General features: G+C 48.0%; 15 protein-coding genes. 3 read left to right on the forward strand and 12 right to left on the reverse strand.

The window, feature by feature from the left end:
• Positions 1-214: 214 nt before the first annotated feature.
• A complete protein-coding gene (locus OEV42_12515) occupies positions 215-1,360 on the reverse strand; it encodes an SIR2 family protein (GenBank protein MDH3975095.1) in 1,146 nt (381 codons plus the stop codon).
• An 801-nt stretch (positions 1,361-2,161) separates the two neighbouring features.
• Here OEV42_12515 and OEV42_12520 point away from each other — a divergent pair.
• A complete protein-coding gene (locus OEV42_12520) occupies positions 2,162-2,485 on the forward strand; it encodes a hypothetical protein (GenBank protein ID MDH3975096.1) in 324 nt (107 codons plus the stop codon).
• A 509-nt stretch (positions 2,486-2,994) separates the two neighbouring features.
• On the opposite strand, the gene OEV42_12525 is transcribed toward OEV42_12520, so the two are convergent.
• The 11 genes from OEV42_12525 to OEV42_12575 all read right to left on the reverse strand — a co-directional run bounded on the left by OEV42_12525 (position 2,995) and on the right by OEV42_12575 (position 22,190).
• Positions 2,995-5,742, reverse strand: coding sequence for a hypothetical protein (locus OEV42_12525; GenBank protein MDH3975097.1), 2,748 nt, complete (start codon positions 5,740-5,742; stop codon positions 2,995-2,997).
• Positions 5,743-5,756: 14 nt separating this feature from the next.
• A complete protein-coding gene (locus tag OEV42_12530; GenBank protein ID MDH3975098.1) occupies positions 5,757-6,758 on the reverse strand; it encodes a diguanylate cyclase in 1,002 nt (333 codons plus the stop codon).
• Between the two features lie 25 nt (positions 6,759-6,783).
• Positions 6,784-7,746: a diguanylate cyclase gene (locus tag OEV42_12535; protein MDH3975099.1), complete on the reverse strand. Its 963-nt coding sequence runs from the start codon at positions 7,744-7,746 to the stop codon at positions 6,784-6,786.
• A 247-nt stretch (positions 7,747-7,993) separates the two neighbouring features.
• Positions 7,994-9,838 (reverse strand): ATP-binding protein, encoded by a 1,845-nt coding sequence (locus OEV42_12540; protein ID MDH3975100.1) that lies wholly within the window; start codon positions 9,836-9,838, stop codon positions 7,994-7,996.
• A gap of 12 nt (positions 9,839-9,850) precedes the next feature.
• The gene (locus OEV42_12545) at positions 9,851-11,134 is read right to left on the reverse strand and encodes a FecR domain-containing protein (GenBank protein MDH3975101.1); all 1,284 of its coding nucleotides are present in this window, start codon (positions 11,132-11,134) and stop codon (positions 9,851-9,853) included.
• Between the two features lie 50 nt (positions 11,135-11,184).
• Entirely contained in the window at positions 11,185-17,049 is a 5,865-nt protein-coding gene (locus OEV42_12550) for an OmpA family protein (protein MDH3975102.1), read from the reverse strand.
• Between the two features lie 33 nt (positions 17,050-17,082).
• Positions 17,083-17,715 carry a hypothetical protein gene (locus tag OEV42_12555; protein ID MDH3975103.1) on the reverse strand — a complete coding sequence of 211 codons (633 nt, stop codon included), beginning with the start codon at positions 17,713-17,715 and terminating at the stop codon, positions 17,083-17,085.
• A gap of 410 nt (positions 17,716-18,125) precedes the next feature.
• Positions 18,126-18,614, reverse strand: a complete 489-nt coding sequence (locus OEV42_12560; protein ID MDH3975104.1) for a DUF188 domain-containing protein — start codon at positions 18,612-18,614, stop codon at positions 18,126-18,128.
• 22 nt (positions 18,615-18,636) lie between these two features.
• Entirely contained in the window at positions 18,637-20,358 is a 1,722-nt protein-coding gene (locus OEV42_12565) for an adenosylcobalamin-dependent ribonucleoside-diphosphate reductase (GenBank protein MDH3975105.1), read from the reverse strand.
• A 70-nt stretch (positions 20,359-20,428) separates the two neighbouring features.
• On the reverse strand, positions 20,429-21,658 hold the full coding sequence (locus OEV42_12570; protein ID MDH3975106.1) for a hypothetical protein: 1,230 nt from the start codon (positions 21,656-21,658) through the stop codon (positions 20,429-20,431).
• Positions 21,659-21,716: 58 nt separating this feature from the next.
• A complete protein-coding gene (locus tag OEV42_12575) occupies positions 21,717-22,190 on the reverse strand; it encodes a WbuC family cupin fold metalloprotein (protein ID MDH3975107.1) in 474 nt (157 codons plus the stop codon).
• A 247-nt stretch (positions 22,191-22,437) separates the two neighbouring features.
• On the opposite strand from OEV42_12575, the gene smc reads away from it, so the two are divergent.
• Positions 22,438-25,980 carry a chromosome segregation protein SMC gene (smc, locus tag OEV42_12580; GenBank protein ID MDH3975108.1) on the forward strand — a complete coding sequence of 1,181 codons (3,543 nt, stop codon included), beginning with the start codon at positions 22,438-22,440 and terminating at the stop codon, positions 25,978-25,980.
• 43 nt (positions 25,981-26,023) lie between these two features.
• A complete protein-coding gene (locus tag OEV42_12585) occupies positions 26,024-26,383 on the forward strand; it encodes a roadblock/LC7 domain-containing protein (protein MDH3975109.1) in 360 nt (119 codons plus the stop codon).
• The last annotated feature ends 26 nt before the right edge of the window (positions 26,384-26,409 follow it).

Raw genomic sequence — 26,409 nt, forward strand, 5'->3', positions numbered from 1 at the left:
ACTATAAACTTAATGAAACTACGGGAATGGTAAATATATTGTTAACTCTATGAAAAGGCAGCAAGAAAAAAACTTTTTTCTTGCTAATAGATGCGTTTTGCCATTGACAGGGGTACTTCTAATGGGCGACCCCTTATTCGTTCGCTTTGGTTCCGCGCGGGCAGGGAAAGATTGCCCACCCTACCGGGCTAAAGGTAGCGCTTGGTTAGCCAATTTATTTAAATATCTTCTCAATTGCTGTTATATTAAAACCATCCATATGTAACTCTGTTTTTTGTTTATCAAGAAATCTGTAGTTGTTAAGAAATTCATTTATGCCTCTTTTTGTTGATTTATAGTCAACTAGAACTAAAGGATGCTTTTTCATCCCTGAGATTTCTTTATCCCAGTAGGCCGTTTGATAATTACTTGATAGACTGTACATAGTTTGACGTGCATAACTATCATGGTCAGGAAGTGAATATCCAATTATGGACATTCCAAAGTTAGAACCACCAGCTCTACCAAGTCCTCTCCAAAATTCTTCTACTGTGCTCGCATAAAGAATTTTATTAGTAGAAGGTGTCAATATCCAAGGTGTTGCCATAAACATAAGATTTTGTTTATAAAGGTCTTCAATGCGAGAAACCTTGTGTATGTTCAGTAATGGGTCACCTTTGTGCCTTGGCCCATCAACTATTTGAGTGATCCCCCAGTCCTCAACACCGTTAAAAACGGGATCGCTTGGTAAGGTTGACAATCCTTCCTTTTCTCGGAATTTAATATTATCAATAAATCTACTCTTGTCAAACCAATCGATAGACCCATGCATCTTAAGTATCGTTACTTCTTCATTATTATTATCTACAGTTCCAGAAAAACGAGAGACTGAACTGTATCGCGTAGGGAAAAGCCTATATTTTTTACCAACTGCATCAAGAGCACGCTCAAGCAAAACATCATAGTTAAATGTGAGAATATAATCCTGTGGTTGAAGGCGCCTAGCAAATTCTAAATATAATTCAGGAATTGAATCCAATTGTGACATATAACTTGATAGTATTTCTCCAATGAGTGTCTTAATTACTACTTGACCTTCATTTCCGTCATTACTCCATGTATCCGACCCTCTTAATCCAAGATAATGTTCAATATCAAGAAACCCTAAAAACTCTTCGAAATCTATGCCCTCGCGGGTAAGTTCGATACCATCACAATCTCTACGAAATGCAATATATGACTCAATATCATCGTTTAGCTTATCTGCACGTCCCCAGAGATGTTTTGCACGTTTAAGTATTATATCCCAAAGTTCGTAAGCTAATGGAAGACCGGCAGGTTTTGAGAATCCAGCCCCCAGTATTATTACTCTATACTTCAAGTTATCCCTTGAATTCTCAAATACATCACTTGCTTTATCTGGCTAACTTATTATTAGTAGGAATTTCTTCCGAATATCCCAATATGCAGGAAATAATTCCTGCGTATTGGGATATCAGGAATTCTTGTTACTTTATTTTAAATACCCCGCTAAGTTTTCTCTTATGACGAGATTGATACATCAAATCAACTAGCCCGCGTAGGGCGGATTAGCGAAGCGTAATCCACCACATAAGCAAATCAAAACCTCAATCCAACCTGCTGAAAAATTCTGAAGGCGTTATATCCAATCCATTGGGGATTTTTAAAAGCGTATTGATTTTGGGTTCCCCTGTACCTTGTTCCAGCCTAACGATGACACCACTCGATACACCGCTTTCTAAGGCAAGTCGATAAGTACGGAATCCCTTTTCCTTCCATATTTACCACTAATTCCAAAACAAGAATTTCCCAAAAAATCAAAAAAAATCAAATCCACTGTCAGCTGGCAGAGCATTAAAAAAAATTAATGTGTATCATGGCTGTATGGGGTCTGGCAAGTAATAATGTTGGTCGTCAATATCAATAATAAAACCGGATTCCCGCTAGAACAATGCGGGAATGACAACCTTGAGGAACCAGATTCCCGCTAAAACAATGCGGGAATGACAACCTTGAGGAACCGGATTCCCGTTTAAACAATGCGGGAATGACAATTTTGGGAAACCGGATTCTCGCTTAAACAATACGGGAATGACAATTTTTAGGATGTTGCAATTAATGTTGCTAAATCAATAATACAAAAAAGGGAGGTAAAAGAATAATGGTTAAAGAATTTCAGCAGTTGTTAAAGACGATAGAAAAGGGGGAAAGGTCACCTTTTGCCCTGTCTGATTTTGATGTTCTGGGGGAAGACCTGTTTTTGATTAAAACCATCGGTGATCAGTTGATGCTTTATACGGATGTTATAAACGAGTGCGGCGCAGGCAGAAAGGACATTTATATTCATATCTCTTTAGATACTTTATGGGGAATGGGGCAGATGTTGAAAAGGCTTACGGAACAGATTGATGAGAAGATAGACGTGCTTGATCATAAATTTGATTTGCTTATGTGTGATGATGAGCCTGAAAAGAAAGAGAGTTAGAAGGTTTTTATTGGATGGGATAAGATCAAATGATTAAAAGATTATTTTTAGACGGGATTAACAGGATTGACAGGATAAGGTCAAATGATAAAAAAGGATTTTACAATCCGGTAAATCCTGTTGATCCTGTCAGAAAAATGCTTTAAGGTTTTGGCCCTTTTTTGCACAGCAATTTGGCGGATTACGCTTCGCTAATCACGCCCTACGTGGCTGTTAAAGAAATATTTGGGGTTTTAGCCTTTTTAGTGCGGATATTTATATTTTCGGGTGTTGACTGAAAGATTAAAAGATTATTTTTAGACGGGATTAACGGGATTTACAGGATAAGGTCAAATGATAAAAAAGGGTTTTTAAAAATCCTGTCAATCCTGTTAATCCTGTCAGAAAAAATGTTTTAGGTTTTTGGCCTTTTTTTCGCACAGTATTTTGGCGGATTACGCTTCGCTAATCACTCACTATGTGGCTGTCGTGTTCCAGTCCGGATCTTGAGATTAAATCCCTGTAAACACTTACTTTACCTGCACGCGAAAACGGAGGGCGAAGGTGGTATGTGAAGTGATACCGAGTGTCTGGTTTACCTGTCCCACAACGGCTCCGATAGTGATGTTGTCTATATCTGCCAGCCCTCCCGTATCGATGGCCGATGCCGCGTCGGCGACGCTGACAGCGTCGGTCAGGGTTTGCCCGCTTCCCGCAGGATCGGTAGCGGTAAAGATTTGAAGATCGGTGGCAAGGTCGGTGGGGGGTAAAAGGATGCTTGTACGGCTGAGACTTCCAGCGATATACAGGAAGGCTGTTTCGTCCAGCACGTCGGAAACCCTTACATCGGTTACGTCAACGGGGAAGGTATTTTTTACATAAATAAGAAAAACGAGGGTGGAACCGGTCGGTACCGTTGCGGGGGAGGGTAGGGGGGCTGATCCTGTAGTCTCCCAGACCTGTTTGACTATAATAAGGGGAAACCAGTCGATGGTATTACCGCCGTCAACAGAGTTTGCAGGATTAATCGGTATATGGGCGGCGCCGGAGCCTGATGCATCGGAATCCTGCACTTGCAAATAGGCCATATCTTTTGCTCCCCCGGCGTTGAGCTGAAAGTTCCACCGTGTTCCCGCCAGACTTGACTGAAGCGTTAAGAGGTTGCCTGCCTGCCCTTTGAGTGTTGCCGTACCGTCGATTGTTGTGGTAGCGCCGGCAGTAAAGGTTAGCGTATCTGCCGCTAATACCGTTTTTGTAAGATTGAAAAAATTCATCGGGCCCGATAAGGTCTGGCCGCTTCCGGTGAGGGTCACTGTGCCGTTTTGAGGGAGGAAGGATGCACCGTTGGAAAAATTGCCTCCCACGTTAATTGCAAAATTGGATGCCGACACATCCAGCGTTCCGCTGGAAAGGGTGAGATCGTTGAGGATGTTGAGGGCGGAACCGAGGGTCAGTGTCTGGGAGTTTCCAATATTGTTGATGATATTATAATAGGAAGAGGCTCCCGCTGTGAAGAGGGCGGAAGAGGAGATGAATTCCACAGTCGACAGGCCGGGCTGGAATGTACCTGCCGCCGCGTTCCAGTCGAGGGCGACGGTAAAAGTGTTTGCACCGCCTGCAATGGTGCCGGATATATTAACTGTATCGACGCTTACGTTGCCATTTGGTGCGTAGGTGTGGCCCGGGGGGACAAAAAGTTCGTTACCTGGAGTAATGGTTATATCGGTGACTGCAAGGGAGTATTCGATATCAGGATCGCTATAGGCGCCAAGGGCGGTGCCCATATCCGTGTTGGTGAGTCCACTACCCCAGTCGTTTCGCGGGGTAATATAATTGTTGTAGATATTCAAGTCTGTATAGTTGACCGTATCGAGGAGAGAGATGGTTGTACCCTGAATGCCCCCGCCGTCGATATAAAGGAGCGCTGCATCGCCGGGGATGAGGTCCGTTGTAATGAGATAGTCGCCATTGAGATCTGTGACGTCGCTCCCTCTGGCGCTGCCGTTGACAACAAGCTGGATGGTGAGACCGGCCCCGGCGGGCGTGATTCCCAGATCAAGGAAGACCCTGCCCGAAAGGCTATAGGGTGAAAACCAATCGATTGTATTGCCGCCGTTAACCGAATTGAGCGGCGAAATCGGCTTTTTTGTCGCATCTGAGCCGGAGGCGTCTGAGTCGCTTACCTCTGTATAGTCCATATCCTTTACGGATGTTGCCGTCAGGTTAAAATTCCACCGACTGCCTGCCAGGGAAGAGGCGATAGTAAGCAGGTTGCCTGCCGACCCTTTAAGTGTTGCCGTGCCCGTCACGGTAGTTGTGGACGCGGCGGTAATATAGAGTGTATCGGCGCTGGTGACGGTCTTGCTGATATTGTAAAAAGTGGTGTCTCCCGAGATCGTCTGCCCCGAACCGGTGAGGACGACTGTGCCGTTCCTTGCGTCGAACGTGTCTCCGTTGGAAAAGTTACCTCCAACGGAGACAGTGTAATTGGCGGCGGAAACATCCAGTGTTCCATTGGAAAGGGTCAGGTCGTTGAGGATCGTCAGGTTGGAAGCCAGGGTTAGTGTGGCAGCATTTGCGATGGCATTTTCTACATTGTAATAGGAAGAGGCGCCGGGGGTGAAGGTGGCTGAATCCAGGATAAAACGGAGGGTGGAAGTGCCCGCTTCGAAGAGACCGGTGGCGGCATCCCAATGTCCTTCGACGGTGATAATATTTGCCCCTCCCCGGAAAGTGCCGAGAATTTTCACATCTTCTGCCGATACGTTTCCACCGGGTTCAAAGATCTCCCCCGGCGGAATATAGATTTCCACATTGGCGTCGACTGTTAGATTTCCAGCAGTAATATCATAGAGGATTTTTGGGTCGTTAAAGGCGCCCAGCGCCTGATCCATATGGGCAATGGTAAGTTGTCCCGCATCTTCACGGCGGAGAATGATATGGTCGCCATAAAGATCGAATCCGGCAAGATTGGAACCGTCTGAAACACTGACTGTTGTTGCATTAAAGCCTCCCCCATCGATAAAGGCGAGAAAGGCGTCTCCGGCAGCAAGACTTACGGGATGAGTATAATCGCCATTAACGTCGGTATTGACAAAGCCTGTATCGACGCCGTTGAGGATCACTCTGATACGGTTGTTAGCACCGGCGCGTGTGAGCCCCTCATCGAGATAAACCGTTCCCGACAGGGTGGCAGCGGCAATAACAGGCATTCCCCAGGTGAGGAGGCTGAATATAAGAAGGGCCGCCTTTTTTGCTCCCCTTTGAGGCCTCTTCATTTTTTCGAAGCGGTTCAGCTTCCTTCCTTCATTCTCGGTTCTTCTCCCGCCACGCAGGTCCGGTTGCGGCCCTGACGCTTGGCCTCCTGTACCAATTGGGCGACCTCTTCGATGAGGGTCTCCTTGCTGTCGCCATCTTCGGGGAAGGTGGATACGCCGATACTTACTGTAATCTCTCCCGCTTGCAGTTGGCTCGCTGCCGGAAAGGCATATTCGGCAATCCGGTTGCGGTATCTTTCTGCAAGATGCCTGGCGCCCTCTTTCGGTGTTTCGGGGAGAAGAATAACAAATTCCTGGCCGCCGTAACGGGCTATGATATCGCAAGCTCTCTTTCCCTCGGAGAGCATGTCGGACATTACACGAAGCACTTCATCTCCCGTTGCATGGCCGTAAAAATTGTTGAATTCTCCGAACTTGTCGATATCGATGAGGAGGAGAGAAAAAAATTCGCTGTACCTGAAGGAACGTGCCGTTTCCTTGGCCAGCACTTCCTGGAAGTGCCGGTGGTTGTAGAGGCCCGTCAGGCTGTCCCGCAATTCCGCTTCGTCGAGAAGCTTTGCCGTATCCTCGAGTTTTTCGCTGCTTGATTTAAGCATCTCCGACAAAGCCATGTTGTCCATTACGAGACGAACCTTTTCGGCGGCGCGGTCAAGCACTTTTATGACGAGCCGAAAATCTTCCACGGGCTTCATGATGAAGTCATAGGCGCCCGCCCGTATGGCCGAGATAGCCGATTCGAGAGAATCGGGAACGGTAGCTATGATGACTTCAATATGGGGTGCTTTATTTTTGACATGTTCCAGTATGGCCAGACCATCCATCTTTTCAAAGCGGATGTCCGAGATGATGAGGTGACAGGCTCCTGAATCGATAAACTCCAGCGCCCTCTCTACCGATGTTGATTCCGTCATCCTGTAACCGAGATCATTCCCTATTTTTGAAAAGAAGGCCCTCATATTTTCATCTTCATCGACAACGAGTATTTGGATCTCTTTTTCCTCTTCTTTACTTTCCATGACCTCCACCCTTTAATAATAAATATTATTGCGCCTTATGTTTTGCTCCCGGCGCAAGCCAGACCCTGTTCCGGCCGTTACGTTTGGCCTCATAGAGCGCCTTGTCGGCTTCATTAACGAGGAGACCGCTATCATCGCCATCCTCTGGATAAGCGGCGACCCCTATGCTTACTGTTACCTGTCTGTTCGGGAAGGGGTGCTCCTCAATATACTTGCGTATCTTTTCCGCCGCCTTTTGCGCTTCTTCCTTACCCATTTCCGGCAGGAGAATGACAAACTCTTCCCCTCCGTAACGGGCCACGAAGTCGGCGCCCCGCACATGGCTTGAAATAAGTTTGCCAAAGGCTTTCAGCAGGGTGTCCCCCTCGGGGTGTCCGTAGGTATCGTTATATAGCTTGAAGTGATCGATATCCAGGAGAATAATGGACAGGAGGTGATGGTATCGTCTCGCACGTTCCATTTCATGGCGGAGTGTTTCCTGGAAAGAGCGGTGATTGTAAAGGCCCGTGAGACCATCTTTGAGGGCAAGCTCTTTCAGGGCGTCATTCATACGTTTCAGTTCCTCGTTTGTTCCCTTGAGATCTTGAATAAGCGCCTTTTTTTCCAGTTCCAGGGATATTTTCTCCAGAGCGTGTTTGGCAATATTGCGGATTACGTGGATATCTTCGAAGGGTTTGACAACGTAGTCGTAAGCGCCGTTTCTAAGGGCTTCGATGGCCGTCTCCATGGAGGCGTAGCTGGTCATGATTACCACCTGTGTATTTGGGTCGCGCCTTTTGATTTCTTTTAGAAGTTCAAGGCCGCTCATGCCGGGCATGCGGATATCTGAGATGACCAGGTGATAGGTATTTTTTTCGAAAAGAGATAAGGCTTCTTCAGCGCTTGCCGCCGTATCTACAAGGTAGCCATAATTATTGAGAACCTGGGAAATGATACCTGTAAGGCTCTCTTCGTCATCGACGACGAGAATGTGCGCAATTTCCCCCACAATTGCCTCCTGCTTTCAAATAAATTGCTATTTCAGATTCTTCTCCAAAGCTTGGTAAATACCACAATGTATCCTGTGAGTATCCCTTGTCTCCCTCTTTGACAAAGGGGAACCAGAGCAACTGAGTAGAGACGTAAAATCTCTATTGAGTGTCTTCCGCCAACTTCGGCATAAGAACTATATTCTAAAAGCTATAGCAGCCGGAAATCGCTTTGTCAAATGACGAAGAAAACAGGGGCTGACATCTTCAGGCCTCCTGAACGGCCTCATTGTTTTTTGGCGATGTTTCGCTCTTAATAGCCGGCAGGGTAAGGATGAATGTTGTCCCCTGGCCGGGGGGGCTCTCTACCCGGATCGTTCCTTCATGGTCTTTAATGATACCGTAACTGACGGAAAGGCCGAGGCCCGTACCGCGCCCTGCCGTTTTGGTTGTAAAGAAGGGATCGAAAATCCTGGCCTGCACCTCTTCCGTTATTCCCGGGCCTGTATCTTCCACGATGATCTCGATGGTGTCGGGTCCCTTTAGGCGCGTTGAGATGCTGACCTTCCCCGGCTCATCTTTCATTGCCTGCTGGGCATTAATAAGCAGGTTCATGAGCACTTGCTGAAGCTGGTTTGCGTTTCCCGATATTTTGGGCAGGCCATGGGCAAGTTCACTTTCGATTTTTATCCTGTGGATGGTCAGCTGGTGGTCTATGATCCTGATGGTCTCTTCCACTACGAGATTGACCGATAAGGGGGCTTTTTCCATCTTTTCCTGTCTGGCAAACTTCATCAGGTTATCAATGATTGATTTGCAGCGCTTTGTTTCTTTTTCGATAATGCAGAGGTTTTCATAAAGAGTGCTCCCCTGTGGAGCCTCCTCCTTGGAAAACTGTGCATAACCGAGAATACCGGCCAGCGGGTTTTTCACCTCATGGGCGATGCCTGCGCTCAGCTGTCCGAAGGCGGACATTTTTTCCGATTGAACGAGCGCTTCGTTCGCCTTTCCCAGCGCCACTTCCCTGCTATCAAGTTCAGAAGTCATTTGATTAAATGAATAGGAAAGGGTGCCGATCTCGTCTCTCGACCTTATGTCGACGCGAACGTCGAAGTCGCCTTGCCCGACTGCTTCGGCTGCCCGGGAGAGTATTTCAAGGGGTCTGGTAATCTTCCGCGCGCCGAAAAAGCTGATAAATACGGCGGTAATAAGGAGTGCGAAGGATATTAGCATCAGGTCGGCAAGGAGTTCCCGGGCTGTAAGGTAGGCGGCAGATTTCGATATTTCGACGCCTGAAAGGAGGTTCCCCAATCCGAGCGGCGCAAAGGCCCCTACCGTCAGGTCTCCTTCCTTATCATATTCGAGCCCCGTTCCTCCTCTCTTATGGGTAAAGAGACCCTCCAGATCTGGCAGCCATGCTGCGACGGTATGTTTGACGACCTTTTCAGTATCGCTGTGCGCCAGGATAGTTCCCTTTCTGTCGATAATAAATAAATCGAATGCAGCCGTTCTGCGGGTCAGGTGAAAGAGGGATTCCGCTTTGATGAGTCCCGTTATGACCCTTTCTTTGCCCCCTTTTTTTTCAGGAGGCAGGGAGAAGGCAAGACGGAAAAGGGGAAGCCTTTTTGAGAGTGTACCGTTTTCTATATGAAAGGCCCCGGAACGTATTTCGTCGAGTGGAAGGGGGTGTTTTAGCCGGTAGGCATTAATGTCTTGTTTTTTGAGACCGGCCTTGCGCAGCGTTTCCGCTTCATAAATGCTTGTCTGCCGATTTTTGCCGCCTGACTCATCAATGGCAGTAACGGCAAAAATCTCATCGAAATTTTCAAAATACTTTTTTATCAGTTCCTCTTTCCTGCTTAATGATATATCCCGTCTGTAGATAAGGTCGGCAAAAACCCTTAACTGTTTTTCATATTCCTTGAGAAGATGGGATGATCCTTCCGCTGTATGAACGGCAATGATCGTAGCGAGGTCTCTTATGTAACCCGTCTTATCGTCATGGAAAAGCCTGGCCATGGTAAAAGTAATAATGCCGACGACAAGGGTAACCACAAGGAGGAGTGAAGCGAGTATCTTAAGGTGTATGGGGAAATAGAGCCTCTTTTGCATAGTGCGCCCTTTCTACAGCTTTACGTTCACCGTTTTGGAACGGTAAGTTGAATTCCCTGCCTTATCGACGGCTTCGACAACGATGACGTTAACCCCTTCCCTGAGATCAAGCATTAGGGTGAACCGCCCGTCACTGCCGGCCCTGATCTTTTCTTCGCCTGAATAGATGGTGATTCCAGGTTCCGTCGTTCCTTCCAGTGCCAGGCTTTTTTCCTGAATGATTTCCTTTGGAAAGTGGACCTCAAGGGAGGGCGCCTTATTATCCCGGATTATGTGAAAGGATTCCGCCCGGCTGAAATCACTCTCGTAGTTTCCTTCGAGCCGGCTTGCCTTCCAGTAATAAAGGCCCTTACGAAGATTGCCATGGGTAAAATGTTTTTCCGAGATCCGCTCATCAACGAGAATATCCCTGAAATGGGGGTCACGGGCCAGCATAAAGCGCGTTTTTCCTCCCTTTTCCGTTCGCCATGAAAAGTTGACTTTGGGGGGAAGGTCCCGGAAATAAAAGGCTTTTCCTTTCATAGGGGAGAGGATTCTCGGTTTTTCAGGAAGGGGCCTCACCTTTCCCATCCCTTCTCCCGGACCGAGGAGAGCCGTTTCGTTTTTTTTCAAGGCAATGGTCGCTTCTCCTGCCATCATTTCTACTTCCCCCTTCAGGACGGAAAGGGTAGATGACTTGTCGGCATTTATCTTTAGCCTGAAATCAGTTTCACCGCCGCCGGGGGCGGTTGCCGCCACCCTGATCTTCCCCCCCGGCGCCGCAATCTCCATCTGCACGGGCACTCCCCCGGAGGAACGTACCCTCCCTCTCATTTCACCATCCACCATAACGAGAAAGGACCGTTTTTCTTTCAGTGCCGGGTCTTCTTCGAAAAGACTGATGATGATAAGAGAGTTTTCGCCAAGAAAGAGCCGGCTATTTTCATCGAAGGCCACTTCAGCTGAAGATCGCTTGAAGGTCTGGACGGCATCCCGGTCAAAAAGCAACAGCCCTTCGCTTGCTTCCTGCCAGGCGATATGGTTTGCTTTTTTGTTCTTCACCGTACGATAGATCTTTGCCAGAGTTGCGTGAAGGGGTTGAGTTCCCCCGGAAAGGCTCTCCTCTTCTTCTGTTGATGCTTCCATTTCCTCTTCATTTTGCTCTTTCCCCGCCAGCAGGAGACCGAGTCCTCCGCCAACAGGGAAAACCCGGTTCATAATGACAAGCAAAATCCCAAAAAAAAGGAATACCAGTATGAGGGCCGTTATGATCTCAAGAAAGTTTTTGCCTGTACGATCTATCCTCTCGTCCGTCATGTGTCAATCCTCATTAAGGAAAAATCTTTTCTTTTCTTGCCACGACTGCATCAGAAGGCGGCTTGCAGTCTCACAAAGGGGCCTTCCACGGAATAACTGTTGTCGGAAAATTCATTGTCCGAGAAATCGGTAAAATTATACCCCACCCCCATACGAAGGTGTTCTACGGCCTCCCAGCTTAGTTCAGCCAGCCATCCCTTCCGCTCGTCTTTTGCCTCTTTCTGCCTGAGTGTCCGGTATTCCGTCCCCATGTCGATTGTTTTTGTAATGTGCAGATTAATACGGTGAATGGAGAGGAGCGTCTCTGTTTTTACTTCCTCCCTGTTGCCGACTTTTTCCCACCTTCTCTTTATTGCTTCCTTCTCGACCCATTCAAAATAGCGATTCAGTTCCAGGGACCAAGCGGCGGACAAAACCTCTGTATCGTTTATCTGCTTTTCCGGGTCCCATTGGTTCGTCTGTCTTTCATCCTTAAGACGGGTATAGCGCATGAGGGCATTGAAGCGGTCACTCTCAACGGGGCGATAGGCTATGCCCGCACTGCTTTCCCTGAAACCGGCAATCCTTGTGTCAAGTGCCCGGTCCCTCGTTTCACTCCAGCGATAATCGGCGAGAAAAGTAAAGTCGGGGGTGAGTCTGAACTCGATATGATTACTGGTCAGGTATTGGTTTTGCGACAGCCCTCCCCCTTCACGGGTCATACCGTTTTTCGTGGAGACTTTCAGCCCCCCTGACTTTGAATAATAAAGATGGGCCCACAAACTGTATCGTTTTATGGGAGCACTGTCGCTTTCGATTTCCGAGCGCTCACCGGAAAAAAGCAGTTTGAAGCCCTTTGCCGGCTTCCAGCTTTTTTCCGCACCGACAAGCGATATATTCCGTCCTTTGCTGTCCAGTTCCGCCCACTGGTATTCCGTGTAGATGCGGGTTGATGGGTTTACTTTCTCCTCGGCGCCGACAATGGTCGAGTTCATCCTGCCTGCCCGGTCTTCTATGAGCCGTTTTGTCAGGTAGGCTTTTCCTTCGCCCATGTTCAACACTGCTCCCCCCTCATAGGCGCTCCCTGCTGAACCTTTTGTTCCGCTGCCGGATAATGTCACTTTCTCCATTACCCTGTAGTCGAAGCCTGCAGAGGTCTGGTCGTTTTGCGGACCGTCCATGGTCAGCTGCTGTTCCAGGTAGGTTTTCAGGTCTTTTGTCAATTCATTTTCAAGTCTCAGCGCTCCCTCTTGCCTGTCCTCGTCTTTGCCTCCGGCCCCGGCCTTTGCCCTGTCCGAGAAATATTCCGTTGTCAGATTCCATGACTTCCTTTTGTGGAGCCATTGGAGTGTCAGTTGGTCCCTTTTGTCAATTCCCGTCGAGGGTACTGCTTCTGTCCTTCTGGAGCGGTCGAAACGGCCCGTAATATAGTCACGGTCTGTCAGTTCCAGACTGCCCTTGATGCCGAACTTACTTGTTCCCCTTTCGGCAGATGTATCGGCCGAGATAAAGTCTTCCTCCACTTTCCTTATGTATGTGCCTAGTGAAAAATGCCTGTCAGAGCCGTTTTCCCCACCTCCCCCGGTTTGGGCCGTTATTTTCCATGCCTGCCCTTCCTTTCCGGCGCCGGGAAGGTCGTCGGTGAAGGTCATACCGCCGTCGCGGCTTGAGGCAGTAAAAGTGTTTGCTCCCTCGCTTTGTGCTATTTCAGCTGTGAGCTTCGTTTTTTCTCCCATACGCAGGCTTGTATTGAGCCCCTTCAACTCATACCGCCCGAGCTTAAGTTCATCCTTTATTAAAGTGCCTCCCAGGGCAAGGTGGTCTCCTAACTGTTTCTGTGCCTGTATTCCAAGGGCTGTTTTTTCAAAACTGTCGACACGGCTTTCATAATTCACCTCGATATAGACGGGGTTGCCTGCCGGCGGATTGCTGTCGACAAGGCGAGTATCGGCTGATACGGTTGATATTGGGCCGTTAAAGAGGAGACGCCCCTCTTCATATTTTATGCGGTAGTCAATATTTTGCTGCCGGGGACTTCGAGAGAGGACAAGACCTGTATTTTTGTCCCTGACGACAATGGTGACCTGTTCACTTCCTTCAATAATCTCCCTTCGGCTCAGGTAATAGAGGGCGCTCCCTGTTGCCCGGAACTCATCCCGTACAGGAACCTGCCTTACCCCTGCGCCGAAAAGCAGTATCTTCGTGTCGGGATCACCGTAGCGTGATTTGCTCGCTGACTGGTAGATAAAGCGCCCGCCGAAAAGGGTTCGCCGGTAGGAAGTGAGTTCATTTTTTCCCTCATCGAGTGGATAGTTGCCTATTAGAAAATCGACTTCATCACTTTTTATGGCGAGATAAAACTTTCCCTGGCTCGGGTTGTCGTAAACAGGTTCTGCTGTATCCCCGTATACAGGGTAGAGTTTGTCGGCATCGAGATTGGTAAAGAAGCGGTCATTTTCACTCTCGTCAAGGTCATTAAAGAGACGTTCGAATTTGCGGGTATCCGAATCGAAGGCAGAGCTTATAAGATACTTTCCGGCAATCATCCCCTTCAGGTAGTAGGCGAGGCGACCCTCGGTATAGTATTCTCTATCCTCTGACATTCCCGCTCCTTCCAGATTCCCTTTAGCCGTCAGCTTTCCCATCTTGCCGTCGGCAAAGGCGAGAAAGAAGAGCTTTGTCTGGGGCACATTCACTTCCCGCTGCAAGGTTCCGCTGTTTCCGGCTTCGTCTTCCACGCGAAAGTCGAGTGTACTTTTTCCTGCCGGCAGACGGACGAGGGTGGAAAAGTAGCCATTCCTTTCAACAGGAACAGTCTTTCCGTTAAGATAAACACGGTTTCCGGGAGCTGTTTTTCCCGAGAGGTTAAGAATGTCCTTTTCCAGAAAAGCACCGGGAGGTGGAAAATTGACGGTCAGTTGAGGTATTTTTTTAACGACAATGACGGGCAGACCGTCTTCATCCCTATCTGAAACGGTGACGATGAGATCGGCCACCCTCCGTACTCCTTCGCTGTTACTCAATATAAGGCCGAACCTGTTTTCCCCATTTTCCAGTAACAAGTCCTTCCGGAAACGTCCCTCCCATGAGACGGGAACGAATATGCCGTCAAGGTAGAGCTCGTTTCCAGCCTCCGTTCGCCCCTCTATGGTGTATTGGAAAGTCTCGCTTCCCGGGATTTCAACGGCCCTTCTTTCCGGCGTGGGGGGCGCCGAAATTTCAAGGGAAGGGAGCATTAGCGTCAGATTGATCGATTTACCCTGGCTATTTAACGCTTCAATGACGAGCGCTTCCCCTTCGGGAATGTCAATATTGCCTCTAAAACGGCCCCCATTTTCCAATTGAAGTGCATCGCTATTAATCTTGAGGAAGGGGGCTGTCCTGTACTGGTCATAGAGTTTGGAGCGGTCTACCTCCTGGAAGGTCCCCTTAATCTCGACACGCCTGTTTATTTCGCGTCCTTCAGGGGTTTTATTGTCTGCAATAGGGCGTGTTTCACCATAGGAAAGGGCAAAGAGTCTCTTTTTATCGATACCCTCATCGTTAATAAGATAGTTACGGGCGCTTTCCGCTCTTTTTTCAGAAAGCCTCAGATTGACGGCAGCACTGCCCATTGAATCAGAGTGCCCCTCGATAAAGACCTTCTCGCCGGGATATTTCTTGATCAGTTCCGCTGCTTTTTTGAGCACCTCCTTTGCCTCGTTGCTCAATTTTGCAGAGCCCGTGCCAAAAGCGCTCCCTCTCAGTTTCAGGGATATGGCCGATATACGGTTAACTCCGAAGAAACGTCTCGCAGTTCTGGAAGCACTGCCGTCTTTATAGGAAAGCGTCATCTGGTATTGATAGATCTTCCCCCCCTGCGGAAGGCTTCCATGTGAGGTCATGCCGTCCCATTCAATGACTGGCGGAGGATTTTCTCTTCCTTCCCGGGAATGGACGATGGCCCCTGCGTCGTCCCAGATTGTAAAGAACCATCTTTCCGGGGTATTTGAACCTTCGATATTGACTTTAAAGCGGACCGGTTCCTTTAATTCCCCCCCTTTGATCTCCATAATGTCAGACAGTCTGCCATGGCGCATGAGAACATCACTGGTGGAGAAAGGAAGAGGTTGACCGTTTACAAGGAGGGTGAAACTTTCCACGTTTCCGATGATCTGGACGGGGCGGGGAATGGTTTCACGCCTTATGGAAAGCCCTTCCACGGCAGGGCTGCCGATGGTTTCGCTTTCCGTTGTGAAACGGACACCGAAGTTGGCTTTGGCTATAAGACCCTCGGTGAGGGTCACTATCTTTGTCTCCCCGGTCGTTGTAACGGCGGCACCGGGCAGGGTCTGGAGATTGATTTTCAGTAGGCGTTGTCCGGGGCGTAAAGCGGGAAAATGATAACGGCCATAGTCGTCAGTCATGATGTAGGTGCCGTCATCAAGGGCGACCATGGCCCCGCTCACTCCCTCTTCCCCTTTATCCTGCCATCGGTTCCCGTTTTTATCGTGGAAGACTTTTCCGATAATAGTGCCCACGTCGAGATAAGGGTCGGCGACGACGGCCACCTCTGCCTCATCCTTATTGGAGACGTAACAGGTGGAGCAGACGTCTGTTGCAACAGCCCCATTGATATACTTGCCGGGAAGGGCGCCGGAACCAATGATTGTCTGGTAGGAAAGGGTCATAAAACCGGCTTCTCCCGGATCGGCCCTGCCGTTACCGTTTGTGTCCAGAAGGGCGGGAATGGCCCCCGTTGAAAAAAGGAGCGGTTTGTTTCCGGCAGGATCGGCAAGCTTGACTCCATTTAGACGGGTGCTCCCTTTCAAATACTTGAAGTTTGGAGGCAAAGGATCAACGACAGTGACCAGCGGCAGTATGTCGGGGGAGCTGTTGGCCAGGGTCACTGTATAGGTCACCACTTCCCCTATACTTGCCTCCCTTTTATTAGCTTCTTTTGTCAGGATCAGGACCTCACCCTTTGTAAAATAGACGGTGGGCTGAGTTGTGAGGGTGATACTGTCAGTGACATCTGTTGCCGTCAGGGTGGCCACGCCCACTGTGTTTGATCGTATGGTGGCGACGGCCCTTCCCAGTATATCGGTGGGACCTGCCGGTTGTACGATGATATCGGCAATCCCCCTGTCAGAGGAGATAGTCATCGTTTTACCGGCTACGGGTTGACCGGCACCGTCACGCAAGGTTACTGTAATAGTCGCTATCTCTATGCCGTCTGCCGTGAGAACAGTGGGATTAACAGTAACGGTGGACAGCGTACCGGAAAGGGGAGCCATGAGATTTACAGTCACGCTGTTGCTGTCTGTATTGTCACCGTCGGCATTTCCTGCTGCCGTCGGCGTTGCGATGACAGGCGTCGACAGGTCATCAACAGTAGAAGTAACATCACCGTTTCCGGCAACTCCCGGCAGGTCAGCGGAAAAGACGGTACTTATAACACTGCCTGTCAACATGATCTTGTCTCCGAAAATAATCGTTATTGTTTGACCGGCTACAGTGGCACAGTATTCGCCTGCTGCCACGGCCGGGCAGGCGACTCCCGGATTTTTCGGACTTCCGTCGATAGAAAAGTTGCTTACCGCCAGATTCATATAACCGGGAGGAGAGGTGATGGTCAGTGCATTGACGCCTGTATCACCGCTTACTGCGTTGATGACGGGACTTATGTCATAGGTGAAGACGGCGCCTGTAGTACCGGCCAGGTACAGGGGCGGATCAATCTCTGCGAGGGCCGATGTGGCAGCCCCGGAACTGCTGGTCACCGTTACCGGTCCCGATGGATTGAGCAGGGTAGAGCTTCCCGCATCGACTGCCTCGTTTACTCCCGTTCCTGCCAGGAGGAAGCCGGGAAAAGAGAGTACTATCCAAAGACAGACTACCGGAGGTAAAAGCGTCTGAAATAAAGCTTTCAGTGATATTTTTATCCTGAAAAGCAAAATTAGCCCCCACCTTTTTTGTTGTGCCGCAGATTAGTTCTTAAAGGCCCGGAAGAGGATGGCAAAAGTCCTGTTTGCCGGAATATTTACCGTGTCGTTATCCGGTGCCAGCGTATCCCCTCCGACAAGGAGGTTATCCGGGCTTGCAGCGGTATCGATCCCTGCAAACTCATTGACGGCAAGGCTTCCGTCAAAGGCGTCTGTCTGCACTGTTCCCGTCGTATCAATGGCGGTAAAGATGGCTGCTACCGTTGCTGTATCGAACTGGGAGGCGTCATACATTATCGATCCTGCAATATAAGTAAATTCAACGTCATCGAGCAGATCCTGGAACCTGATGTTTGTTGCCGCAACGATTGAGGTGTTGCGCAGATAAATGATGAATTTTAATTCCGTGCCTGTGCCGACTGCGACAGAAGTGGCGCTGCTGTTGCAATTTGCATCGGCAGGAGAACTGGCAAGGCAGTTTCCGGCCAGATCGAAGACGGCTTTGACAAGTTGAAGATTAGTTGACAGTACCGTAACGATTCCCGAGTTGACGAGTGGAATATCTCCACCTCCGGGATAAGTGGCTTCATTGGTAGCCGCATTGGAATTTGTGGGAAGAAGGATGATAAGAAGGGCCAGCATTTTAACTGCCGCCGGGACAGGAATATTTTTTTTCATAACAACCTCTCAAAAAAATTTATTGTTATAATAATTTAAGCATAATAAATCGATGAATGCGCGACAGATGTTGGTTTTTTATTATTTTTAAATGAATGTTAAGCTTTTTTATTCTTAACATCTTTTATGGGATAAAAGTGGTAAAAATGGAGGCGTAATCCTTGGAAGGGTCCTTTGATTCAGTAGTGTCCGGTCAGGAGTTTGCAGAAAATTAAGAATTCCTCCCCCTTCAAGGGTCTCCATGCCCCTTGAGGGTAGAGGGTTGGGGTGGGATGGGTTCACATGGAAATGGTATCAAAAAAATAACCCATTCCCCTCCTGGCCTCCCCTTAGTAAGGGGAGGAACTTATCATCCCCTCCTTGCCAGGGAGGTCAGAACTCCGTGATTACCAGGCAATAAGATCAAATAATTAAAAAAGAGTTTTAAAATCCTTCAACAGTCTTTCCAGTTTTCCCGCAAACTTTTCCCGGTCCCGGTGACTGATTTTTCCAGGCCCCTTTGTCTTCCCTCCGCTTCTGCGGATCTTTTTGGCAATATGCCTTGCCAGCAGTCTGCCGTCGATAGTTTCTTTACGGTAGGGATTGCCCCTTGCGTCGATTGCAATCCCCCCTTTTCCGATGACGAGTGCGGCAAGGCCCGTATCGCCGGTGAGTACCAGGTCGCCGGTTTTCATATGATTGAGAATGGCAAAGTCGGCGGCGTCCATACCGTCGGAAACCTCGATGATTTGAAGCCCTTCAATTTCATCGAGGCGGCCCAGGTTCTGCGTCATATTGCCGGCGGCAACGATTCCAATGCCGACGTTCCCGGCAACCTCTATTGCCGCTTTAAGGTGAGGGAAGCCGTCTGCATCGATAAAGAGTTTTCTGCTCTCCTGATTTTTATCACTTTTTGTCATGGTCTGCTTGCATGTCTCATTTTTACCCCCGCCTTCCCATGCAGTAGTCGCACATTTCGAGAGGTTGTCCCTCTCTGCTGCCAAGGCGGTAGACAGTGAGACCCTTGCAGCCGAGATGGTGGGCCATAATGATAGCTTCTTTTACGTCTTCCACTTTTGCATGAGGAGGGAAGTTGATTGTTTTCGATACGGCGTTGTCCGTATGGCGCTGGAAGGCGGTCTGCATCTTTATGTGCCGTTCGCAGTCCATATCGACAGCCGTTATGAGCAATCTTTTAAGCGCCTGGGGAATCTCATCTATCGCACTTATGCTTCCTTTGGCTTTTATTTTTTCGATAAGGGCAGGGGAATAAAATCCGCCTGATTTTGCTGCTTCCAGAAAATGGGGATGCACATAGGAAAGCTTCGTGTTTTCCATGGCCTTTCTTTTATAAGCCACAGCAAAGAGCGGCTCTATACCGCTTGAACAATCTGCAATGAGAGAAATTGTTCCTGTGGGGGCAATGGTTGTTACTGTGGCATTTCTGAGAGGGGGGTCATTTCTTTTGGCGTAGATGCTCCCGGCGAAATTTGGAAAAGCCCCGCGCTGCCGGGCCAGTTCTTGTGAAGCCTTTTTAGCTTCCTTATCGATAAATGACATAATTTCTTCCCCCTTTTGAACCGCTTTGGCCGAATTATAGGGAATGCCAAGTAATATGAGGAGATCGGCAAAACCCATGACGCCCAGGCCGATTTTCCTGTTGCCCAGGGTAATCGCTTTAATCTCTTCAAGGGGATAGTCATTAACTTCTATCACATTATCAAGAAATCGTACGGCCAGCGCAACGGTCCCGGCCAGCGCTTCCCGGTCTATATCCTGGCCGAGAACAAACTTTGACAGGTTGACCGACCCCAGGTTGCATGATTCGTAGGGGAGCAGGGGCTGCTCTCCGCAGGGGTTGGTCGATTCGATCTTACCTATGTCCGGTGTGGGGTTGGTCTTGTTGATGGTGTCGATAAAGAGTACGCCCGGTTCGCCGGAAAACCAGGCTTTTTCCGTAAGGAGATGGAATATTTTTGCGGCATTTTCTTTTTTTACGGCCTTGCCCGTGCAGGGATCGATAAGGGCGTAATGGTCCTCTTTTGACAGGGCATCTAAAAAGGTATCAGTAAGAGCAACGGAAAGATTGAAGCTTGTCAACTTTCCCGGTGTCTCTTTAATGCGGATAAAATCGATAATATCGGGATGGTCTATCCTCAGCACAGCCATGTTGGCGCCCCGTCTGGCGCCGCCCTGCTTGATGGCTTCTGTCGCTGTGTTAAAGACTTCTATAAAGGAAACAGGACCGCTTGAGGTGCCCCCTGTCGATGTTAGAGGCGAGCCTTTCGGTCTTAAGCTGGAGAATGAAAATCCAGTGCCGCCGCCGCTTTTATGAATTATGGCTGCTTCCTTGACGGCGTCGAATATTTTTTCCATGGAATCTTCAACGGGAAGGACGAAGCAGGCCGAGAGCTGCTGCACTTCTTTTCCTGCATTAAGGAGCGTTGGCGAATTGGGCAGGAATTTAAGGCCGGCCATTTCCTTGAAAAAGGCTTCTTCCCATTTTTTTTGTGCCCCCGTATTGCCGAATAAAGCTTCAGCGCCTGCAACGACCTTCGCCACGCGCCGGAATAGCCCCTCCGGGTTTTCTATTAATCTGCCTCGCCCGTCACGCAGGAGGTATCTTCCTTCCAGTACCCTGATTGTATTATCACTGTATTTCACCGGGGCCTCTTCTTTTTGATTGATGCTCACCCAGAATTATTAGTGATTCCCTTTAAAAACAGTATATACATTATTCATCGTAAAATGTATCGGGCAGAAGCCTGTTTTCGGCATTAATAAGAAAATCGATATGGGCCTGTGCCAGGATGGCATATCCCCTGGGATTAAAATGGGGATCGCCGTTATAGTAATATTTGCCCGGCGGTGTGCCCCGAATGTAAGGCTTTAGTTTCTCAAAGGAGTTCAGGTAAGGGACTCCCCCTGCTTTTGCCAGACTTTCAATTGCCCTATGGGGACGGCTGGACCAGATCGGTTTACCGCCACCCTCGTAATTTCCCGAATACTGCCAGTAATGAGGGACGGACGTTAATAGTATTTTAATGTTATTTTCTCTGCCAAAATGGATGAGCCGCTTCAAAATATCAAGTGTGTTGTTCACATTTTCTACGGTCTGCCCGCTCCAGTATGTTTTGCACCACGACCAGCGGGGGTAATAGTTTCCGCCACCGGCTTCCCGAAGGGATGGTTTTTGCTTTAGTCTCTCTTTCCCCCTCCATTTCTTTTTCATCTCTATAATAAGATTGTAAATATAGGAACGTTGAACGAGAAAGAGCTGGGTTTTTCTCAAAGGCGTTGCCTTGACAGCGGCCTCCTCCATATCGATAAATGCCGCGTCATAAATATCCCGGGGTACGGCATAGAGCGGATTCCCTTCATTGTCACGGATAAGGGTCTTTGCATACTTCCAGTCATCAAAGTCGTCGGTCATATCGACATTGATGACAACCAGGTCCGGTGAGTAAGCGGCTATATAGTAACGGGTAAGGATGTAATAAATAGTGGGGGAGTAACCTCCCGTTCCTGTATTGATGACTTCAAAGTTGATATCTTTCCCTTTAGCCATTTCATTTATTTTTTCTTCAACGATGCTTGGCACAGACTGGTCCATGGGAGCCGTCCCTTCTGTAAATGAATCTCCCACGTAAAATATCCTGAATGTTGATGCCGGGTTTTCTTTTTTTATGTCGTACTTTTCCAGCCAGCCCTGGCTATTATAGTAATGGGTGTAAGGTTCGGGAAAATCGGGATTATTGGCGATCCATTCCCTGTGGACTGATTTAGTATTGGGTCTCCAGGTGTGATTAAGCTGATAATGGGATGCATTGCTATCGCCCGGACGGGAGACATAAAAGGAAGCTATCACTTCAAGAATAAGAATCAGCACCAGGGTAATCAAAATATTAACGGTGATAATAGATAAGATTTTGATGCTTTTATTTTGACTTTTCCCTGCACTCATGATGAAAGCAATCGCTTGGTTTTTTTACAGGTCTGGAACATTTCTTTATATAGCAGGTTCATTTTTCAGTTACTTTTGCAATAAGATCATTAAGATAGGCTTTCTCTTCTTCTGTTCCCGCTTCGGGCGCCCAACTTGCAAAGTCCTTGTCTGTTGCCGCCACGTAGGGACCATCCTTTATTTCAAGAAAGAGGGTTCCTTTCTCCAGTGAAATAATGGAGTGCCAGATTCCGGGGGGGATTTCCACGCCAAGCTTTTCTCCCCCGGCTTTCATTTGGACCAGATCATTAATATTACCATTATCATCAAAGGTAAGGACCACTCCCCGCCCTTTAAGAATAACAAATAATTCCGTCTTGTCGGGATCGAGGTGTCTGTGGGGCCTGACGTAACTTCCCGGTTCGATAGCATTGAGCATTCTCTGGACAGGGTCGGAAAGTTCATGGAGGTTGAAATTCATGCGTCCTCTCGGTGACCGGAGCGCCCTGTCCGATGTTTCTTTCAGCAATTTTCCGTCGATTATTTTTATCAAGCTGCCCTCCCCGGGATTTTTTATTCTAAAGAGGGTGATTTTATCGCTTATAGCCGGTTACCGTCAAGAAATGGCTTGTTTTTCGCCATTGCATGATTAAGGCGGGAAAATAGACAGATACTACATCTTGTGGTAGTTAAAAAAATATACCCTTTCTGTTGTATATTTTTCTTTACAAGGCAGATTCCCTTTGATATTCTCTTCTTCCGTACAACCCGAAAAAAGAACTCCTTTAAGGTAATTGCTTATGAAAATCAAGAAGCTGGAAATTCAGGGTTTTAAATCTTTCGTCGACAAAGTGGACATGAGCTTTCCCAACGGCATTATTACCGTTGTCGGTCCAAACGGATGCGGGAAGAGCAATGTTGTCGATGCTATCCGGTGGGTTATGGGGGAACAGAGTGCCAAGCACCTGCGAGGCAAAGTGATGGAAGATATTATCTTTAACGGGAGTGAGGAGAGGAAACCTGTCGGTATGGCTGAAGTTGCCCTTACCTTTGATAACAGTGACGGCATTGCGCCGGCAGATTATGCGGAATTTAATGAAATAAGCGTCTCGCGCCGTCTTTACAGGTCCGGTGACAGTGAATATTACATAAACAAGCTTCCCTGCAGACTCAAGGATATTACGGAACTCTTCATGGATACGGGTGTGGGAACACGGGCCTACTCCATTATTGAACAGGGGAAGGTGGGAGCCATTGTTACCATGAAGCCCGAAGAGAGAAGGAGTCTCATTGAGGAGGCGGCAGGTATTACCAAGTATAAATCGAAAAAGAATGCAGCTCTCAGGAAGGTTGATGCTACGGAGCAGAACCTCTTAAGGGTGAAAGATGTCATGAGGGAGGTACGAAGGCAGATAAACTCTCTTGAAAGGCAGGCGAAAAAGGCGAAAGCTTACAAGGAACTAAGAGCCGAAATGAGAGAGATCGAGATCTCCATGGCTTCCAGGAAATATAAGGAGATGGTCGCACTGCTGGCTTCTGAAAAGGAAAAGCTTAATTCCTCTATTGACAGAGAATCGGCTCTTACTGCCTCCATTGCCGAGAGGGAGGGGATCGTTGAAGAGAAAAAGCTTGCTGCCGCCTCAGCGGAAGAGAGCCTCAGGCAGGCACAGGACCATGCCTATAAAACTTCCAACCGTATCGTCGAATTTGAACAGAAGATTGCCTTCCATGAAAAGGAACTGGAGAGGCTGGACGGTGAGGAGAAGAGGTACAGTGAAGAAATTGTACGTTTAAAATCCAGACTTGTCGATCTGGCAGAACAGCTCGAAACACTTGAAGGGGAACGGAGCGCTTTATCAAAGCGTGAAGAAGAGGGATCGGTAAAGCTTAAAAGTTCCGAAGAAAATTACAGGAAGCTTTCCGCCGAATTTACAGAGAAGGAAAAAGAGCTGGAAAGGGCGAAAGGGGAGATGGTCCACATTGCGACTATGAAGTCAAACCTTAATAACAGTATCGTCCATCTTGGCGAAAGGCTGGCTGATATTGAAAGACGGCTTGAGAGAAAAAGGGATGAACGCAGCCGGTCACAGAACGTTCTTGAAGAGTCTAATAAACGTCTTGCTTCTCATAGTTCAAGCCTGGAGGCGCTCTACCGGGAAAAACGCACCCTTGATGGTTCGAGATCTTCGGAAGTGGATAAACTAAAAGGCCTTAAATTAAATGCCGATGCCATGGAAGAGAAAATAAAGGCCCTCGATGTTGAAATTCACCGGAAAGAATCGAAACTTCACTCACTGGAGGAACTCAAAAACCGCTATGAAGGTCTTGAAACGGGGGTTCAGGCCATTATGGAGCGCCATAAAAAATCATCCAACGGTGACGGTATTTTAGGGATTGTTGCCGATTTTATAGAGGTGCCGAGAGCCTATGAAATGGCTGTCGGGGCTGTTCTCGACGACAAACTTCAATATGTTGTCGTCAAGGACCGTACAAGGGGGATGGAGGCCATAGAATATCTCAAGAATGAATCGACGGGGAGGGGATCTTTTATCGCTGCTGCCGGTGGGGTTTGTGACGCTTCCCACCTTGCTTCATCCTGGTCGGGCAGTGGTGAGCCTCTTATTTCAAAAATAAAAGTAAAAGAAGGCTATGGTGATCTCATCGAAACACTGATGGGTAATGTGCTTTTCGTCTCCTCCATGGAAGCGGGTTTAAAGGAGTGGGATACAGGTTTCAGGGGGGTGATCGTTACGGCTGAAGGGGAATTTATTGAGAGTAGCGGTGCTATTACCGGTGGAAAGAGTGAGGGGGGAAGTTTTGATCTTTTAAAAAGAGAAAGAGAAATAAAAGAAATTACCCTCCATGTTGCAGAGAAAAAGAAAGAGCTTAAAGAACAAGACGACAAGCGTCTTGAAATTCTGGAATGCGTCGAAAAGAGTGAAAAAGAACTGGATCAGTTAAAACGAAGAGAGTTTGATAAAGAGATCGAGATTGCAAATCTGGAAAAAGATAAAATAGCTGCTGAAAAAGAGGTCGGCAGGGAAGAGGAACGCCTCAGTATTATCTCCATGGAGGAGGAGCAGCTTTCAAAGGAAATCGGAGAGTTTAAGGCCGAGATAGAGGTATCAAAAGAAAAGATCCTGACTCTTGGAAATGATGAAGCGGACAAGGAAAAAGAGATCCGACGCATGCAGCAGGATATTTTTACCTTCAGCGAAACCGTTGAAAAGGTGAAAGAAGAACTTACCGAACTGAGGGTTTCCGGTAACAGCTTTATGGAAAAAGGGAGGCGCCTCGAAAGTGAGATCAGCTCTCTCAAGAGCGCAAAAGAAGAAACCCTGAGACTGCTCGAAAGAGATGAAAGGGCGCTTGCAAACGGCAAAGAGAGGCTGGGCCAGATCTCCTCCGATCTTTCAACAGGCAAGGAGATGCTCGACAGGCTTCTCGGTGAGCATGAAGGACTCAAGGAAGAACTGACGGGAAAGAAAAATGCCTATAATACGGTTGCTGAAGAGATAAGAATGATTGAAGCGGAGCTTAAGGACCTCCACCGTTCTCATGATGAGCTTAACCGCAATACTTCACAACTGAAGGTCTTTGTTGCCGAGAAGGAGATGGAGGTAAGGCACCTTGTAGAGGGAACGGTGGAAAAGTACGATATTGATCTTGTTGCAGGCTCCATAAATATCCCTCCCGTCGAAGCGGGTGCTGAAGAGCGCCTTGTATGGCTAAACGGCAAAATTGAGGAGATTGGAGAGGTAAACCTTACGGCCCTTGAAGAACATAAGGAAAATATGGAGAGATTGACCTTCCTCGAAACGCAGGAGAAGGACCTTGTCGAAGCCATGGAGTCCCTGAAAAGAACCATCAACAGGATTAATCGTACAAGCAGACAGCGCTTCAAGGAAGCCTTTGAATCGATTAATGAAAAGTTTAAAGATATTTTCCCCAAACTCTTCAGAGGGGGGCGGGCGGAACTGGTGCTCACCGATGAAAACGATTTGCTTGAAACGGGTGTCGACATTATTGCCCAGCCTCCGGGCAAAAAGCTCCAGAACCTGAACCTCCTTTCCGGTGGCGAAAAGGCGCTCACGGCAATTACGCTGATCTTTTCTATTTTTCTCTTTAAACCGAGTCCTTTCTGCCTTCTCGATGAGGTCGATGCGCCCCTCGATGATGCCAATGTGGGACGTTTTAACGAACTTGTACGGGAGATGTCGCTGTTGTCGCAGGTCATCATGATCTCCCATAACAAGAGTACCATTTCAATCGGAGATACCCTCTATGGTGTCACCATGGAAGATCCCGGCGTTTCCAAGCTGGTTTCTGTACAGTTAAACTGACTTGTGTTATAAGTAAATATAAGGAGTAGCGGAGGAAAAAAGAATGCCCTTTAAGGCGATAATGCGTAATCTTGTGGAGACAATCCCCGGCGCCAGAGGCGCAATATTTGTTGATTGGGAAGGGGAGGCCGTCGACCAGTACTCCCTTGATGAAGATGTTTATCAGTTGAAAGTGATGGGAGCCTACAAGGGAGTGATTCTCAAGCTCATTAATGAAGCCCAGAAGACAGTGGGCAGTACGGATATAAATACGGTAACCGTGAAGATGAATAAATACAGCATCGTCCTTTCCCCTGTGAAAGAAGGTTACTACGTAGCCCTTGTCGTGCAATCGGATACTATAATGAGCCGTGCTGCCTATATGATCAGGAAAAGTGTAAAAGACCTTGCAGCCAATATGTAGAATAACTTATTGTACCCCATATTTAC

Source organism: Deltaproteobacteria bacterium (assembly GCA_029860075.1).
Classification (GTDB): Bacteria; Desulfobacterota; JADFVX01; order JADFVX01; family JADFVX01; genus JAOUBX01.